This is a genomic window from Kordia jejudonensis (assembly GCF_001005315.1).
GTDB classification, from domain to species: Bacteria; Bacteroidota; Bacteroidia; order Flavobacteriales; family Flavobacteriaceae; genus Kordia; species Kordia jejudonensis.
The window spans coordinates 1-409 of the sequence record NZ_LBMG01000201.1 but is presented as its reverse complement, the minus strand read 5'-3'; the positions used below and the strand labels follow the sequence as shown (position 1 = coordinate 409).

1 protein-coding gene is annotated in these 409 nt (G+C 41.8%); it reads right to left on the bottom strand.

Annotated elements, in window-relative coordinates; all coding sequences use genetic code 11:
- On the bottom strand, positions 1–409 hold a 409-nt coding region (locus AA089_RS25390; RefSeq protein WP_046759433.1), incomplete at both ends, for a hypothetical protein.

Sequence of the window (409 nt, the reverse complement as noted above, 5' to 3'; positions counted from 1 at the left end):
GCTGTAGGCATTTACATTATTGATTTCTCCTGCGCCAGTACCTAAATTGGCATTGGCCAGTGTATTGTAATACCGAACTGGATGTGTTAGTGGATCTTCTCCGTTTAGAATATCAGCCTCACTTAACGTTAAATCGAACTGAGCAATACCATCAGTATCAGTATCACATTCTTCTAAAGTAGCGGCATCTAAAGCAGCAATCTCAGGTGCATCATTCACGATTAAATCAAGTGGTACGACATTGAAACATCCCGTAAGGACATTTTCCACACGCACATAAATGGTTTGCATATCCGCATTGATATTCGTGTAATTATCAGGCAATGGATTGACATCGTTATCAGCGTCTTCTGGCGTTTCGTGGTAGGTTACCGTGACTTGCCCTGGAATTACACCACCTGTGATTTGA